13 protein-coding genes and 1 tRNA gene are annotated in these 14,816 nt (G+C 61.5%); 2 read left to right on the top strand and 12 right to left on the bottom strand.

What is annotated here, in order from left to right; genetic code table 11:
- Nucleotides 1-11 precede the first annotated feature (11 nt).
- Nucleotides 12-956: a hypothetical protein gene (locus B5F90_RS04675; protein WP_143256106.1), complete on the bottom strand. Its 945-nt coding sequence runs from the start codon at nt 954-956 to the stop codon at nt 12-14.
- A gap of 132 nt (nt 957-1,088) precedes the next feature.
- Between B5F90_RS04675 and uvrC the strand changes: the two genes are divergently transcribed.
- Together uvrC and B5F90_RS04665 are read left to right on the top strand one after the other, a co-directional pair.
- Nucleotides 1,089-2,918, top strand: coding sequence for an excinuclease ABC subunit UvrC (gene uvrC, locus B5F90_RS04670; RefSeq protein ID WP_087361644.1), 1,830 nt, complete (start codon nt 1,089-1,091; stop codon nt 2,916-2,918).
- A gap of 144 nt (nt 2,919-3,062) precedes the next feature.
- A tRNA-Leu gene (locus tag B5F90_RS04665) sits at nt 3,063-3,149 on the top strand.
- A gap of 133 nt (nt 3,150-3,282) precedes the next feature.
- Here B5F90_RS04665 and B5F90_RS04660 read toward each other — a convergent pair.
- The 11 genes from B5F90_RS04660 to B5F90_RS04610 all read right to left on the bottom strand — a co-directional run bounded on the left by B5F90_RS04660 (nt 3,283) and on the right by B5F90_RS04610 (nt 14,385).
- Nucleotides 3,283-5,769, bottom strand: a complete 2,487-nt coding sequence (locus B5F90_RS04660; RefSeq protein ID WP_143256105.1) for a hypothetical protein — start codon at nt 5,767-5,769, stop codon at nt 3,283-3,285.
- A gap of 10 nt (nt 5,770-5,779) precedes the next feature.
- Nucleotides 5,780-6,238, bottom strand: coding sequence for a hypothetical protein (locus tag B5F90_RS04655; RefSeq protein WP_143256104.1), 459 nt, complete (start codon nt 6,236-6,238; stop codon nt 5,780-5,782).
- A 663-nt stretch (nt 6,239-6,901) separates the two neighbouring features.
- Nucleotides 6,902-7,441 (bottom strand): hypothetical protein, encoded by a 540-nt coding sequence (locus B5F90_RS04650; protein ID WP_143256103.1) that lies wholly within the window; start codon nt 7,439-7,441, stop codon nt 6,902-6,904.
- 89 nt (nt 7,442-7,530) lie between these two features.
- On the bottom strand, nt 7,531-8,364 hold the full coding sequence (locus B5F90_RS04645; protein ID WP_087361640.1) for a DUF1266 domain-containing protein: 834 nt from the start codon (nt 8,362-8,364) through the stop codon (nt 7,531-7,533).
- A 21-nt stretch (nt 8,365-8,385) separates the two neighbouring features.
- Nucleotides 8,386-9,390: a DUF1266 domain-containing protein gene (locus B5F90_RS04640; RefSeq protein WP_087361639.1), complete on the bottom strand. Its 1,005-nt coding sequence runs from the start codon at nt 9,388-9,390 to the stop codon at nt 8,386-8,388.
- A gap of 31 nt (nt 9,391-9,421) precedes the next feature.
- Nucleotides 9,422-10,411, bottom strand: a complete 990-nt coding sequence (locus B5F90_RS04635; protein WP_087361638.1) for an ankyrin repeat domain-containing protein — start codon at nt 10,409-10,411, stop codon at nt 9,422-9,424.
- 10 nt (nt 10,412-10,421) lie between these two features.
- Nucleotides 10,422-11,951, bottom strand: a complete 1,530-nt coding sequence (locus tag B5F90_RS04630) for an ankyrin repeat domain-containing protein (RefSeq protein WP_087361637.1) — start codon at nt 11,949-11,951, stop codon at nt 10,422-10,424.
- Complete coding sequence (locus tag B5F90_RS04625; RefSeq protein ID WP_087361636.1) at nt 11,948-12,451, bottom strand: hypothetical protein; 504 nt, start codon at nt 12,449-12,451, stop codon at nt 11,948-11,950. Before B5F90_RS04625 ends, B5F90_RS04630 begins: the two co-directional genes overlap by 4 nt.
- 10 nt (nt 12,452-12,461) lie before the next feature.
- On the bottom strand, nt 12,462-13,148 hold the full coding sequence (locus B5F90_RS04620; RefSeq protein WP_087361635.1) for a hypothetical protein: 687 nt from the start codon (nt 13,146-13,148) through the stop codon (nt 12,462-12,464).
- Nucleotides 13,149-13,175: 27 nt separating this feature from the next.
- Nucleotides 13,176-13,655, bottom strand: coding sequence for a hypothetical protein (locus B5F90_RS04615; protein ID WP_087361634.1), 480 nt, complete (start codon nt 13,653-13,655; stop codon nt 13,176-13,178).
- 115 nt (nt 13,656-13,770) lie between these two features.
- Nucleotides 13,771-14,385 (bottom strand): TetR/AcrR family transcriptional regulator, encoded by a 615-nt coding sequence (locus B5F90_RS04610; RefSeq protein WP_087361633.1) that lies wholly within the window; start codon nt 14,383-14,385, stop codon nt 13,771-13,773.
- Nucleotides 14,386-14,816 lie beyond the last annotated feature (431 nt).

Below are 14,816 nucleotides of genomic sequence, written 5' to 3'. Positions count from 1 at the left end.
CGGGAGTCGGTTTAGAGGTCGAACTTCAGTGCGCCGTGCTTGACCAGATGGAGGCTGATGTCCACCTGCGTCGGGTTGCCCTCCTGGGCGTCGGGGCCGAAGCCCTTGCCCGGGTAGTAGCGCTCCACAACCATGGGGATGTCGAGGTCGATGCCGCGGACAATCGTGCGGATGTCGTCGGCGAAGAGGCGCGTGGCGGGGAGCTCGTTCGTGGCGCAGTTGGCTTCGATGGTCGAGGTGAAGGTCACCGCAGTGGGGCGGAAGAGGGGCGAGATGCTCAGCGTGACGGGGAGCCGGTTGTCAATCGTTCCGCGGAGGTGGAGCGTATTGGTCGGGTTGGCCGTCTCGCGGGGGTCGAGGTTGTCGGCCAGCATGTCGACCACCTCGTCGCTGATGTCGATGCGGTCGACGCGGTAGCTCAGATTCTCCATGTTGACGTCGAGCCCCGTCAGATACCCCGTCGCCAGCGCCTTGACCTCGACGCCGAGCCGTTCGCGCATCGTGGGGTCGTCGGTGTAGGCGGTGACGAATGCACTCTTGAATTCATCGCGCGATACGCCCGGCAGCAGCTCCACGAAGGAGTCGTAGTACTTCTGCTGCAGCAGCGTGGCCACGGCGTCGAGCTTCGCGGCGTCGGTGGTCATCTGCGCGAGCAGCTCCGGCAGCACTTCGTCGTCGACGTAGGCCGCATCGTGGAGCAGCCGCTGCACGTCGGCATAATAGCCGTTCGCATCCTCATCGGGCAGTCGGGTCGGAAGCCAGATGTCGGCCTCCTCGAAAATCCGGTCGATGCGTGTTCCGTCGTTGTTGTTGATGTCGTCCATCGTGATGCGGACCCTGGCCAGCGGCGCCTCGAAGGTCGATGTCTCGTCGCCGATGGTGATGTTGTCGGCGTCGACGTTTCGCAGGTCGTAGTCGTTGTCGACGCAGGCCGTCGCAAGAAGGACAAAAAGCATGAAAATAGAGAGTTTCTTCATAACCTTTCTTAAAATGTCGCACAAAAATAGCACAAGGGGAAAAACAAACAATAAAAAGGAGGTTTTTATCAATTTAAATTTCGTGATATATTTGTTACATTTGCACCACGTATGAGTGAAACGGTCCGCGATTCGCTGAAGGAGCAGGTCTCCCGGCTCCCCCTCTCGCCCGGCGTCTACCAGTTCGTGGACCGGACGGGGACCATCATCTATGTGGGTAAGGCCAAGAGCCTGCGCAAGCGGGTCTCCTCCTACTTCGTACAGAGCCGTGAGCACAGCGCCAAGGTGCGTGTGATGGTGAAGCAGATTGTCGAAATCCGCCACATCGTCGTGGGGAGCGAGACCGACGCCCTGCTGCTCGAAAACTCGCTCATCAAGACGCTCCAGCCCCGCTACAACATCCTGCTCAAGGACGACAAGACCTATCCGTGGATTGTCGTGCGGCGCGAGCCCTTCCCCCGCGTGCAGTCGACGCGTACGCTCGTGCGCGACGGTTCGCAGTACTTCGGCCCCTACGGCTCGGTGATGATGCAGCACAGCGTGCTGGACTTCATCCGCGAGGTGGTGCCGCTGCGCACCTGCAAGCTCAACCTCTCGCCCGAGGCCATCGCCCGGGGACGCTATACGGTCTGCCTGCAGTACCATCTGGGCAACTGCAAGGGGCCCTGCATCGGGGCCCAGAGCGAGGAGGAGTACGACCGGCTGGTCGACATGGTCGTCTCGGTGCTCAAGGGCGACCTGCGCCCCGTGCGCACCTACCTCGAGGGGGAGATGCAGCGGGCGGCCGAGGCGCTCCGCTTCGAGGTGGCGCAGCGCTACAAGCAGCGCCTCGATGCGCTGGACAACTACGCCGGGCGGTCGGTGATTGTCAGCGCGCGGATTCGCGACGTCGACGTCTTCTCGCTGCTGCCCGACGACGATGTGGCCTACTGCAACTTCGTGCGCATCCGCCACGGCTCCATCATCGGCGTCTCGACCGTGCGTCTGACAACGGGTGTCGGCGCTGACGAGCGCGACATGCTGACGCTGGCCATCCAGCACATCGTCGAGCAGATTGGCGGCGGCGAGCTGGCGCGCGAGGTGATTGTCCCCTTCCTCCCCTCGACGACGCTGCTCTTCGACGGGGTGACCTTCACGGTCCCCAAGCGCGGCGAGAAGCTCGAACTGCTCGAATTCTCGCAGAAGAGCGCCCGCATCTACCGGGCCGAGCAGCTCAAGAACCTCGAAATCAAGAATCCCGAACGCCATACCGAGCGGCTGATGAACGCCCTGCAGAAGGAGCTGCACCTCGACCGCCAGCCGCGCCACATCGAGTGCTTCGACAACTCCAACCTTCAGGGCTCCAACCCCGTGGCCTCGTGTGTCGTCTTCCGCGACGGCAAGCCCTCGCGGAAGGAGTACCGCCACTTCAACATCAAGACGGTGGAGGGGCCCGACGACTACGCCTCGATGCGCGAGGTGGTCTACCGCCGCTACAGCCGCCTGCAGGCCGAGGGGGCCGAGCTCCCCGACCTGATTATCGCCGATGGCGGCAAGGGGCAGATGGGCATCATCCACGAGGTGCTGGAGGCGCTGGGGCTCGACATCCCGATTGCCGGTCTGGCTAAGGACGACCGCCACCGCACGGCCGAACTCTACTGCGGCTATCCGCCGCTGCTGGTCGGACTGCGCCCTACCTCGCCGCTGTTCCACTTCCTGGCGAGCATCCAGGACGAGGTGCACCGCTTCGCCATCACGTTCCATCGCCAGAAACGCAGCAAGGCATTCATCTACAGCGAGCTGGAACAAATCGAAGGGGTGGGGGCCAAGACCGTCTCAACGCTGCTGGCCCACTTCCGCTCGGTGGCCAAGGTCCGCGCGGCCAACATCGGCGAGCTGTCGGCGCTGGTGGGCAGCGCCCGGGCGCAGCGAATCTACTCCTTCTTCCATCCCGAGCAGTGACGCCTGTCGGTCAGTAGGGGCGGATGGAGGAGCGGAATCAACCGCTTTTTGTCGCTGACACCGAATAAATTCGGACCAAAGTTTTTGAATTGGTGAATTTTTTATACCTTTGCTGTCCCGATTCGCTCGACCGTGAGAGAGTCTGCCCGGATGGCGGAATCGGTAGACGCGTTGGTCTCAAACACCAATGACAGCAATGTCGTGCCGGTTCGACCCCGGCTCCGGGTACCATGAAAATCGCTTAATCTGTTGATATATACGGATTAAGCGATTTTTATTTTCTGGATTTTCCCCACATTTTCCCCACACGTGCTGTGAAAGATGTTTTAATCCACCTCTTTTACCCAATCATGCGCATGTTTTGTTATGATCTTTCGGGTAGTGTCAGCGGAATATCTGGATAGAGTGTTTCGTAGGGTTGCATCGGCTCCAGAGTTTGCGGACGACTGGCCGAGCGGAGAAAATTCCAGAAATCCGCGGGAAAGTGCACGACTTGTCCCACATGGGAGCGAAGTGTGGTCAACACCACACGGCCATCGCTCAGCCGTCCGATATGTTCGAGTTTTTCGCTGCCGAACATCCCGGGATGGATGCGTAGCACTTCGCCCGTCGGGCGATTCCAGAGTCGGGCGAAATCCAGGCGCATCGAATCACAAGCTCCTTTGATCAGCGTCCAGTCGTCTCCAAACGGGAGTAGGTTCGACCAGGGATCCACATTCTGCATACGGGTGGCCCGGCAGCGGCGCGTGTCGATGTCGAGTTCCAGCAGCCGGGCAACCACCTCCCGGTTCGAGAAGCCGCACATTACCAGTCGGCCGGTTCCGGGTACAGGGATGGAGCCGTTGAACCCGTCGCCGCTCAATATGTGGAAGCCCAGCGGAGTGAGCGTGCCGTTGTCGTAGCGATAGGTCTCTTCGCCGTGTGCAAGGAGGATGCGTCCGAGTCCGTCGCAGGCGAACCTGCAAGGGTGCTGCGCCTTGGGCAGGGGAAAACGCTGGACGCGCTCCACTCCCTGCGGATTCATCGTGAGGATCGTGGCGCTCTGCCGGTCGCCGAAGCAGAGGTAGCGGCCGAACCATCGGGGCCGCTGGTCGAAGAAAAGAAAGGGCGATTCCTGTTTTGGCAGGTCGCACAGCCGCTTCCAACTGTTCGCTTCCAGGGGATTCTTGCCCCCGAGAAGCATCCAGCACTGCATGGGCGGAATGTAGTAAAACGCCGCATAGAAATCCATCTCCGGGGAGTAGGTCAGGCAGCAAAACCGGTTCCAGCGCACCTTGACCGGTTGCAGCGGCCGCTGGCGGAGGTCGGCGACGAAATTTCCCTGCCACTCCTCCGCATCGCGGCTTTTCCACCTCCCGCTGCAGAAGTCGCCGGCCAGCGCGTCGAGCATGTAGTCGGCATCATCGGGCCATGGCACCTCTTCGCAGGGCATCGTACGCCTAGAATCGAGTGCTCGGGCCGGAGTGCCCGGTGCACGCCCTGGCTGCTTCAACTGCCGACAATATTGACCCGCCTTTCCGCAAGCCTTTTCGAAATCCGCAACGTGAGCCTCCGGTTGCAACGTGAGGAGGTAGATATCGTCGCCGTCGAGGTCGTAGAGCCGGTATCCGTGGCAGGTCAGCTCCTGCCCGAGAGCAGCAAGTCCCTCTTCGTGCGAGCGGCAGGCATATTGCACCCCAATCTCGTCGAATCGGGCTTCATGCAGCACCGAAATCCCTTCGCCCCATTTTTTACGCATCTCAGCCAGCGAGTCGTTCACATCCCCGTCGTATTTGAGCAGGTCCAGCGCCTCCTCTACGGCCCGCTCGACCTCCGGGAATTGGCCTTTCCCTGCTTTTCCTGCCGACATGCCGCCCGCATCGTCCTCTGCTTTCGTCTGGGCCTCTTCTTCGGCTTGTCCGATCTCCGAAGGCTTGTGCCCGAGCTGATTCTCGAGCATCTGAAACACCTTCACGTGGGCCTTTCGGATTCCCTGACTCGTGTAGACCATCACGGGTTTGCGCACCAGCCGGATACCGAACCCTTCGAGCACGTCGAACAGTTCCGGAAGCTGCAGCGGCGTGAACATCCGGTGCTGCATCACGGGGCGGTCTTCGATGAAGAGATTGCCGTGGCCTTCGTTCCATAGGCCGCGCGTCGTGTTGTCGTCGTTGCGGAGCGAAATCTCGAAGCTGTTGTGCTGGCGACAGCTGCCGTAGAGGCTGCGGGGACTGTTCAGCTGGAGTGTCAGCACCACGCGCCTGCGCCGCTCTTTCTTCGGAGCCGCCGGGTCGGCATAGGGCTCGCCGTCGGAGGAGAATTGCGTGATGACCTCCCATTCGTATGACTCGGGCCACGGAATCCTGGCGGCCTCCAGCCATCGGAAGGCCTCCAATTGGTGCGTAACGGTGTCGTAGAAGCCTTCAATCCGACTTCTGAGTTCCTGCAGGTGGGGAAATGGAAATCCCTCCAGCAGACGGACGATGCGCCGCAGCAGGAACAGCTCCGCGGGATCCTCGACCATCAGTATGCGCGCCAGCACGAGCAGATACCGCACGGCCTCCGGCTCTGCCGAAAGGGCGAGAAGCGCCACGCAATACCAGAATCCCACGATGTCGTAGTCCTTCGACAGGCCCGACGTGCGTTGGCGTTCGCGCTCCTCGGGCGAGGTCGGGAGGATGGCGTAGTTGTCGAGCGTCGCCGCAACGGCCCGCACCACCTCCGTGTCGGCGGCGAACGGCTCCATGCGCAGCACCTCCTTGAGATTGAGAGGAGCGTGGATGAACGATCCGAGTTTGCGGTTGAGTGCATCGATTTTTTCGACCGTCCCGGGAGTGCATCCGGGCAGCGGGGCGATTTTCAACGGTGTCATGGTATCGGGCTTATATTGGTGAATGGATATCTTTTTCCTGTGCAGTGATTGCCTCTGTCACCCTGCGGATGTTCCGGCGGGTATATCCGAACGAGACGATCGAACTGCGCTTGCCGAGGTCATTGATGCTGTTGATCCAGATGCCGCCGCGGTCGTGCGCGACGAAGATCTGTTCACCCCACGTGGCGCTCCACCATGCGGGATGGGTGTGTGCGACAAAAAAATCCCGGTCCATGTGGTCGATCGTCCAGTCGTACTGCTCGGCCCGCTCCCGAAGCAAAGCGTCGATCCGCTCTGGCGGCAGCACCGTTTTTCTCCAGAGGAAGAAAAGCCTGCGGTATTGGAGGCGGAAGAGGACGAAAGCCACCGGGACGCAGACACCCGAGGTCCAGAGAAGCACATTTGTCGAAATGGACGCCATCCCTGTGAGTGTGATGAGAGCCAGGAAGAGCGGAAGATAGAGGAGCATGATTGGAAGCAGGTAATGGGCCCAGACCCCCTCGGCGTTGAGCGGCAGCCTGCGGTGTCGCCGAATGAAGCCGGCCGTATCGACCCGGGCTTCGTTGCGGCATCCAATCCGAATGAATACTTCAACGAGGAGCAGACAACCGATTCCCGCCACCCATAAAAAAGAAAGGTGGGAACGGCATTTAGCTCCGGTGCTCCGACCTGGATCGTCAGTACGCCGTCGTAGGCCACCCCGTCGAACGAGAGGTCCCGGCAGCGAAACCGGTACTCGCCCTTTTTGGCGGGAGCGAAGCGATAGAAGTGCCGGCAGATACGTGTCATGGTGCCGTTGCTCCAGGATGCGGAAGAGGAACTGCGAAGCCATGTCAACGGTGTCCCCTCCTCCGTGATGATGGTCGGAGTTTGGTCGGCGTATTGGTTGCTGGAGAGTAAAATCTCGTAGTCACCCCGAGCCCGCGGCTGAACGGCCCCAATCGAGAGACAGCTGCGCACGGTGTCGCATTCCGGGGTGGCGGCGTGGAGCAGGACCGCCCGGGCGGCGTTTCCCGGTACAACATTGAAGTCGGGAAGGTCGTCTGTCGGAGCCTGTTCGCCTTGTACACTCCAGATTGGAAGTGTCAGTGCGAGCAGCAGTCCGAATCTGCGCCGAATAACTTTTTCCATATCACTCGACGGCAGTTTCGAAGGGTGAACGGTCGAGCAGGACCTCCTCGGGAATCCCGGCCGACCGGGGCCAGTAAAACTCATCCTTCGTATCATCAATCCAGAAGAGCGGCAGCATCAGGGGCAGATACTGGAACAGGTGGCGACCGTCGGTCAAACTGGCGAAGACCACGATGAAGGTATTCATTCGCATGCGCTCGTCCCAGGCAAAGCGCCACGAGAGATAGAGGTTCTGCATCCGTCCGGGACGGGTTGTCACATCCACGTCTCCCTCTTCATCGGGCATGAAATGGCCCGAGTCGAGCGACAGCTCACCCAGCTCCATGATGCCCTCGGAGGCTTGAAGAACACTTATGGCCTTGAAACACTCCCCGCGGCGGATTGAGCGGTGGGGAATGGTCGCGCGAACCACCACCCAGACCGAATCCCCGTGCAGGATGGCGTGCTCGACCTCAAAGCGCACCTGCGGACGTTCGAGGGGTTTCAGACGGCGGTTTACCACCTCGGCATCCCGATACAACCAGGTCGATTCGGAGGCCACGAAAGGTGGGTTGATTTCCTTGGATTTACGGGTGCTTGCGCAGCCTGTGGCGGCGAGTAGAAGGATGGATGCAATCCAGAGTCGGAATTTCATGATTGGTCTGATTTTGATTCATTCTGTTGCCACGGGCAGCGCACCCACGGGCTCTTGGGGTTGCTCAGCAGCACGTCGGCCGTCGTCTTCATCACCGAGTTATAGGCCCGTTTGCCACCCCACAGCGAACGCCCGAGGATGTAGCTCATGGCCAGTTCGCGCCACGATCCGCACGCCTTGTGCGCCAGCGCATCGGCCCGGCCGATGTACGCCCATGCCTCCTCTTCGGTGAGATAGCCCATTTCGCAGCAGGCGCGCGCCAGAAAGACCATGCGTCCGGCATCCCAGCCCGTCACGTTGCAGCGGCCGAGCTCCTCCTTCGAGGCGACCACGCCGCACGAGAGGAGTTCGTCAAAGGTCTCCCGCAGGTTTTCGAGTTGCGACGAGGCCTTGTCGTAATCCTCCTGCGAGGTCATCCGCTGCTGGAGGAGTTCGTCCTGCCGTTCGCGGCCGTCGAGCCGAAAGGCTTCGAGCACCGTGGGCCAGTAGTAGCGGAATCCCTTTTCACAAAGGTAGTCCAGTTGCTTGCGGGCCTCGGCGGCGGAGTCGATGCCCCACCAGCCGCCCACGATCTCGGGCAGCGCGTCGAAAATCCCTGTCTCCAGCGAATTCTGCCAGGCCCCCTGCTGCGAGGCGTACATCGCCCCGATGGCCAGTTGGCGGCCGTGTTCGTCATCGAGCGTCGATTTCGGATTCAGGCAAATTTCCTGAAACGACCGGCGCAGCTTGCGCACCGTTCGCCAGACCCGGCTGCCCTTGCGGTAGAGCCACGTCAGGGCACCGACCGCCACGGCGGCCAGCATCACGTAGAATTCAGGTCCCCGTTCCATCGTTTCGGCGTTGTCGGGGTGCTATGCGTTCCATGGAATCTGCCGCCAGAGCGACTGTTCCTCTTCGAGCAGCGCGGTGACAATCTCCCAGGCGGTCTGGCAATCCTCCTCGTCGCCGTGCCAGACGCCGCGACCCATGGCAAAGCTGCGTCCGTACTCCTCCCATGACGAGAAGTGCTCGCGGGCGGCATCGGCCGCCACTTGCATCACCTGCCACATCTCCTCCTCGGAGAGATAACCGGCGTGAAGGGCCCAGCGCCCGAGATTGGCGATGCGCACCAGATCCCACGCGATGACCGTCCGCGGAAGCGTTTTGGTCGTACAATACCCGTTTCCGACCATAAACTCCGCGATGGCCTGCACATCCTCGGCCTTCTCTTCGGGATTGCCCGCTTCGGGCTGGTCGCCGCGCATGAGCGCCAGCGCCGCGTCGGCATCCGCATGGTGTCCTTCGAGGAGCAGCCACCGGACGATTTCGAGCGTCGATTCGCGGTCCGTAATATTCCACCAGCTCTGAAGTTGCGCGCGGTAGGTTTCGGGCAGGACCTCGCTCTCGACGGCATCCACCGCCTCATCGTTATAGACCAGCAGCGGTGCGGCAAAAGCCATCAGTCGGCGCTGCTCCGCAGTCAGCCGGCACGTCGCGGCGTGCCTGATCTCCCAGCCGTCGTCCTCGCCCAGCCAGTCGAGCGCCGCGGCATTTGCTTCGCGCAACTCCTTTTCGAGACTCCCGTCCTGCATCGCCTGCATGGTTGCGGCGGCCTGCGCCATATTGTGTCGTGCGGCCTCGGCTACGGCGGCGGCATCCACACCTCCGAGCGTTCCCATGGCGGCCTGCTGCGCCTGAATCTCCGCCAGATTGGGCATGGCAGCCTGCATCTGGGCCATGATTTGTGCCTGCATGTCGCCCATGTCGGGCATCCCCGGAATCGAGCCCATCATTGCGCGCATCTGCTCCAAGGCCGCCTCCTGCGCCGCCCGGGCAATCTCCTCCGGGCTTTGGGGTTTCATCTTCTCGTTTGCCATGTTCGGTATGTTTTAAGGTTTTCGATCCATTTTATCCTTCGGCGCCGGCCGTGAGCAACAGTTCGACGATCTCCGAAAAGCCGCGTTCTCCGGCATAGTAGAGCGCAGTGTGCTGGAGGTTGTCTGCCGCATTGACTTCGGCATGACGCTTCACAAGCAGGCGCACTATTTCGTTGTTCCCGGCACGTGCCGCCATGAGCAGGGCCGTTTCGCCCACCCCGTTGCGGGCATCGATCGACGCTCCAGCCCCGAGCAGTCTCTCCACGAGGAAGCGATTGCCCGCTTGTGCCGCCCAATGCAGCGGCGTTGTCCCGTCGGACAGCGGACGGTTGGCATCGGCTCCGGCGTCGAGGAGCATCCGGGCAATGTGCAGATTACCGCGTCCGCACGCCACCAGCAACGGCGTTTCGCCCGCATCGTTCGGCGCATCGAGTCGCGCTTTCGAGTCCGCGAGCAGTGTACGCACGACCTCGGCCTGATCGTTGTAGACCGCCTGGTGCAGCGGCGTGTTGCCTTCGGCATCACGGCTGTCCGTCGCGTCGGATCCGTTTTGGCTCAGCCGTGCCACCACCTCCGTCAGCCCGTGTACCGTGGCGTAGTCCAGAGCGCGGTGTCCCGTCTGGTCCGTAGCCTCGGTATCGGCACCGCGGTCAATCAACCACAGCGCGGCACCCGTGCGTCGGTTCTCCACGAGCCGCATCAGCGGCGTGCAGCCCTCCCGGTCGGCGGCATCCGGTTCGGCCCCGGCATCGAGGAGAAGGGCCAGAATCTCGCGATTGCCCTTTCGGGCGGCGGCGTGGAGCGGCGTTTCGCCCCGGTTGTTTACCAACGAGGCATCGGCTCCCTTATCCAGCAGCAGCACCGCCAAATCCCGGTATCCTTCGCGGCAGACGTAATGGAGCGCCGTATTGCCCTCGGCATCGCGCCGGTTGAGGTCGATGCCGCCCCGTTCGAGGAGGATTTTTACGATGTTTTTCTGCCCGTTGCGGCAGGCGTTCAGAAAGGTCTGGAAGGTATCCATAGCGTTGATTTCAGACGTGTTTCAGCAAAAATTTCACAAGCGACTCGTTGTTGCTGCGCTGGGCAATGTCGAGCGGCGTGCGCCCCTCATTGTCGGCGGCCGAGACATCGGGCCGCCCGAAGTCGAAGAGCAGTTCGGCTGCCTGCCGTGCCGCCGCATGCGTGTAGCCCTCGGCCGCATAGTGCAGCACGGTACGTCCTTCGTTGTCCGTGGCACAGGGGTCGGCGCCGGCTTCCAGCAGCCGTTCCAGCATCTCCGGCTGATACGGCCCGGCGCTGTGCGGGCCCAGCAGATGCATCAAGGCCGTGCGGCCCATCGCATCGCGGGCATTCACCTCGACCTTTTGTTTCAGCAGTCGCCGCAAGGTCCAGATGGCCAGTTCGTAATCATCGTGCTGGCACACCAGCATAAGGGCCCGTTCGTCTTTCCCCGTCTGTGGGGCATCGGGGTGCCATCCCCGCTCTTCGAAGAGCTCCATGAGCGGCGCAAACCGCTCCATGCCATCCGAGACGCGGCATCCCTGCTCAATCCAGACGGCAAACGGAGCCATTCCCTTTGTCGTTCGCCGGTCGGGGTCGGCACCGGCCCGGAGCAGCATTGCCGCGATTTCAGTCTCGCCCCACTCCAGCGCGCAGACCAACGGCGTTTTGCCCGTCCAGTCGCTCATTCCGCGGTCGTCGCACTCCGCATTGAGATCGACACCTGCCTGCAGCAGGGCCTCCAGCGCTTTCCGGTCCTTTTTGCGCAGCGTCTGGAAGAGGCTCATCCCGCCGGTCTCCATGGTGAGTTCATCGAACGGGTCCCCGCCCGAGAGCAGGGCGCCCACCCATTGGGCTCCGCCCTCCATGGCGAGGTCAAACGGACGTCGGCCGGCCGAATTTTTCTCGTCGGGGTCGATCTGCCCGCTGTGGAGCAGCAGTGCCGCCGTTGCATAACAGCGCATCTGTTCCGCCCGGAGCTCCTCCAACTCCTCGCGGGCTTCCCGCTGCTGTTTCTCCGAGACCCACCGTTCGCCGAAGCTGGCGATAAAACGCTCCTTGCCGGCGATCTCCCGTGCGGTATCGGCGGCGCGCCGGCAGAGGTTGTGCAGGGCATTGTCGCCGTAGCTGTTCGCGGAGTCGAGCCGCTGTCCGGAGTCGATCAGCACGGCGGCCATCGCGTGGTGACGGTTTTGCACGGCCTCGAGCAGCGCCGTCGTGCCGCGAGCCGAACGCGGAAGGTTCGCGCCGCGATCCAGCAGCAGCCGTGCCGCCGCGGCAATCTGTTCTTCCTCTGCGGCCACCCTGCTGCGGCGCGAGGCCAGACGGAAGAGGGGCGTGTGTCCCTCCGTGTCGCGGTCGTTCACTCCGGCCCCGCGGTCGAGCAGCGAAGCAATGGCCTCGCAGTCGGCAAATTCCGCCGCGAGGTGCAGCGACGTGCGGCCGTAGTTCTCCTCGTCGCGTGCGTCGGTCGGGATCTCGGCAAGGAGTTGTCGCCGGCGCTCCTCCTTTGCAGGGTTCGGATAGTAATAAAGGTCGTAGAGTTCCCGGAGCGGTGTCATCGGTCAATCGTTTTGAGCAGGTTTTCAAGATGTTTGTATCGGTGCCCGAGGCGGGCGGCAATCGTCCGAACCTCCTCGCAGCGACCCAGTCGGAAGGCCGCCTCGGCCCGCAGGCGGAGGATCAGCGTGAGGGCATCGTCGCGCGGTGTCTCGGGCAGCAGCGGAGAGCGGGGCAATTCACCGTCGGTATCCCAGCGGCGGAAAGCTTCTGGAAGTTGCCGGCGCGGAGCGGACGTAACACCCGGCCCGGAGATTCCGGCAGACTGGATGTCGAGCAACCGCTCGGCCTCCGCAAGCAGCCGGTAGCTCTCTTCGTACCACTCTACATGGAAGCAGCACAGAGCCTGGTTGTAGCGTGTCGGGGCGTCCTCGCGTGCGGAGCGCTCGAAGCAGACGTAGGCCATAGGCCACGCTTCGCAGCAGATGCAGGCAACTCCGGCCGCAAAATGCCGTTCGGAGTCCGCTCCCGCCATCGGCTGGGCGTTGCCCATCAGTCCCATTTCCGTGCGGTTAATTGTCGATGGAGACCTCTCCAGAGGCATTGGCCGTGAAGGCGACCGTGTAGTAGTTCGTCACGGTGAAGCGTCCCTGGTATTCGGGCGATTCGCTCTCGTCGACGTAGTTCAGTTCGAACTGCACCTGCATTTGCTTCGACTCCGCGCGGTACTCCTCGCTGTGGTTCCAGCGGTCGACGCTGCTCAGCCCCACCGGCCACATCCGGAAACGGAACATCCCGGCCGACTTCAGGGTCAGGTGTTTGCCCTCCTCGTCGGACATAACCAGAGAGTCTGCCCGTTCGCCGATTTTCTGGAGGTAGTCAAAGTCGATGGCCGCGATGTCGAGCGGCGTCGTGCATGCATAAGAGTAGCTCCGGCGGTCGTTCAGCTCCGGACCGTCGGTCGTGAACTTCCCGTTGGTGAGTTGGAACGAGAGGTGGTAGTCGTTGTTGTCGGCGTCGAGGTAGTAGACGTCGATATATGTGAGAATGTTCTCCAGCTGGCGGTCGCGGTTGTCCTCGCGCCACTCCACCGTGTAAATCTTGTACTGCGAGGTGTCGACGTTCGCTGCAACGAGTTCACGGATTTTGGCAAGTCCCTCGGCGGAGGCCATCGGATAGGTTTCGCCCGACCCGCAGGAGGTCAGTGCCAGCATGGCCGCACCTGCGGCATAGAGCCATTGGGTGATGATTGCTTTCATGGGGTTATGGTTTTTGGTTGGTTTGTTTTATCCCAGCAGCGAGCGGAAGGCTTCGAACTCCTCCTCGGAGTCGAAATAGCGTGTCTCGAAGACGATGTAGTTGTCCGGCGTCTTGACCTTGCACTGGTGCTCCTCTTCGTCGTCCTTCACATACTCGATATCGGTCGTAAGGAACGAGCGGTATTCGACCTTTCCCTTCTCGACCTCGGGATAGGTTACGCGCGTGCCGTCGACGGTGATTTTTCCTCCCGCGGCCTTCAGCGCCCGGGCATTGCGCATGCCCCGCCAAGTGAAGAAGAGCAGCAGCACGCCGCCCGCAATCAGAATGGTCGAGAAGACCGCCGGCGAGAGAATCCGCAGGTGGCGGATGCGGAGGCCGAAGGGGAAGATGGCGGGAATGACAATCATTCCTGCGCCGAAGGCCAGGTTCGACCATTGGTTCGTAAAGATGCTCGCAGGCGTGTAGTTGAAGCTCCGCTGGATGCGTTCGAAGGGTTTGTTTTCCATAAAAGTTACCGGTTGGTCATTTTTTACGGAGACAAAGATAGCATAAAAAAGCAAAAATATGACCGTGTGGTCATATTTTTGCTTCAATTCGTGAAAAAAGCCGCCGGGAGCCTGCTCAGCGCTTCAGCAGCCCGTATATATAGAGGAATCGCCGGCGGAGAATCCCGACATCGAGCCCTTTGTCGAAGGACATCTGGTATGAGAGACCGATAAAGACCTGTCGGAACAGAGCGGCGGCCTCTTCAATATCTGTGTCGGCCCGCAGTTCGCCCCGTTCGACACTCCGGGCGATGACGCCGCACCAGAGCCGGAACTCCTTTTCCATCCATTCGTGAAGTTTGCGCTTGCCGTCGGGATAGTAGAAGAGCACCTGCTGGAAGAGGTGGAAATATCCGGCGTTGGCCAGCTGTCCGGGCATCTCCTCGCGGCGGATATTGCCCAGACGTACAATCTCGTCCATGGTGCGCTCGACGCCTTCGATGTATTTGTCGATGAAGTCGCGCAGCGACCCGTCCGAGGGGGCGAATTTGTTCCCGGGGTCCTGGAGGTGGAAGAGGTAGCGGTCGGCCACGGCGATGAAGAGGTCTAGCTTCGTGGGGTAGTAGTTGAAGATTCCGGTTTTGGTCAGTCCGACGCTGTGGGCAATCATCTGCAGGCTGACACCCTCGTAGTTCATTGACATGAAGAGTCGCAGGGCATGTTGCAGAATCTCTTCCCGATTGGTTTTCATGCTTGTCTGGCGTTTGTGATTCCAAAGATACAAGCTAATTCGGGGAAAAACGAAAATCCGTACGATTTTTCTGCGCGGTTTCCGGAGGGTCGCCCCCTCACACTCTGCCGGAGCGTTGGAGCGTTGGGGCGTTGGGGTACCGGGGCGTCGGAGCGCCGGGTGGGCCGGCCTTACTGTCGGCCCGATTCCGAATCGCGCAATCGGTTGGGAAGGATTACTCCGGCGCGCAGCAGGAGCAGCGAGAGAAGCAAAAGCATGGTCGGGTCGGTTGTTTCTTAAGACGGAAGGGTGGTCGGACCGGCTCGGTCGGGATACGGCATCCCTGCCGGACCCGGCGGGGGCAATCTGCCGGGCGTGAGCTGCGGGAGCCGGTCTCGGAATAGAAAACACCCGCCTGGGCGGATTGCTCGGGCGGGTGTCGGTGAAGCCGT

Source organism: Alistipes sp. An31A (genome assembly GCF_002159425.1).
Lineage (GTDB): Bacteria > Bacteroidota > Bacteroidia > Bacteroidales > Rikenellaceae > Alistipes > Alistipes excrementigallinarum.
The sequence above is the reverse complement of the archived record's forward strand: the minus strand, read 5'-3'. Positions and strand labels throughout refer to the sequence as shown.

Excerpts from the sequence above, each read along its gene's own strand:
- B5F90_RS04635 (WP_087361638.1), bottom strand. The coding sequence starts at position 10,411 with ATGGATACCTTCCAGACCTTTCTGAACGCCTGCCGCAACGGGCAGAAA.
- B5F90_RS04615 (WP_087361634.1), bottom strand. The coding sequence starts at position 13,655 with ATGGAAAACAAACCCTTCGAACGCATCCAGCGGAGCTTCAACTACACG.
- B5F90_RS04640 (WP_087361639.1), bottom strand. The coding sequence starts at position 9,390 with ATGGCAAACGAGAAGATGAAACCCCAAAGCCCGGAGGAGATTGCCCGG.
- B5F90_RS04675 (WP_143256106.1), bottom strand. The coding sequence starts at position 956 with ATGCTTTTTGTCCTTCTTGCGACGGCCTGCGTCGACAACGACTACGAC.
- B5F90_RS04655 (WP_143256104.1), bottom strand. The coding sequence starts at position 6,238 with ATGCTCCTCTATCTTCCGCTCTTCCTGGCTCTCATCACACTCACAGGG.
- B5F90_RS04625 (WP_087361636.1), bottom strand. The coding sequence starts at position 12,451 with ATGGGACTGATGGGCAACGCCCAGCCGATGGCGGGAGCGGACTCCGAA.
- B5F90_RS04630 (WP_087361637.1), bottom strand. The coding sequence starts at position 11,951 with ATGACACCGCTCCGGGAACTCTACGACCTTTATTACTATCCGAACCCT.
- uvrC (WP_087361644.1), top strand. The coding sequence starts at position 1,089 with ATGAGTGAAACGGTCCGCGATTCGCTGAAGGAGCAGGTCTCCCGGCTC.
- B5F90_RS04645 (WP_087361640.1), bottom strand. The coding sequence starts at position 8,364 with ATGGAACGGGGACCTGAATTCTACGTGATGCTGGCCGCCGTGGCGGTC.
- B5F90_RS04610 (WP_087361633.1), bottom strand. The coding sequence starts at position 14,385 with ATGAAAACCAATCGGGAAGAGATTCTGCAACATGCCCTGCGACTCTTC.
- B5F90_RS04660 (WP_143256105.1), bottom strand. The coding sequence starts at position 5,769 with ATGACACCGTTGAAAATCGCCCCGCTGCCCGGATGCACTCCCGGGACG.
- B5F90_RS04620 (WP_087361635.1), bottom strand. The coding sequence starts at position 13,148 with ATGAAAGCAATCATCACCCAATGGCTCTATGCCGCAGGTGCGGCCATG.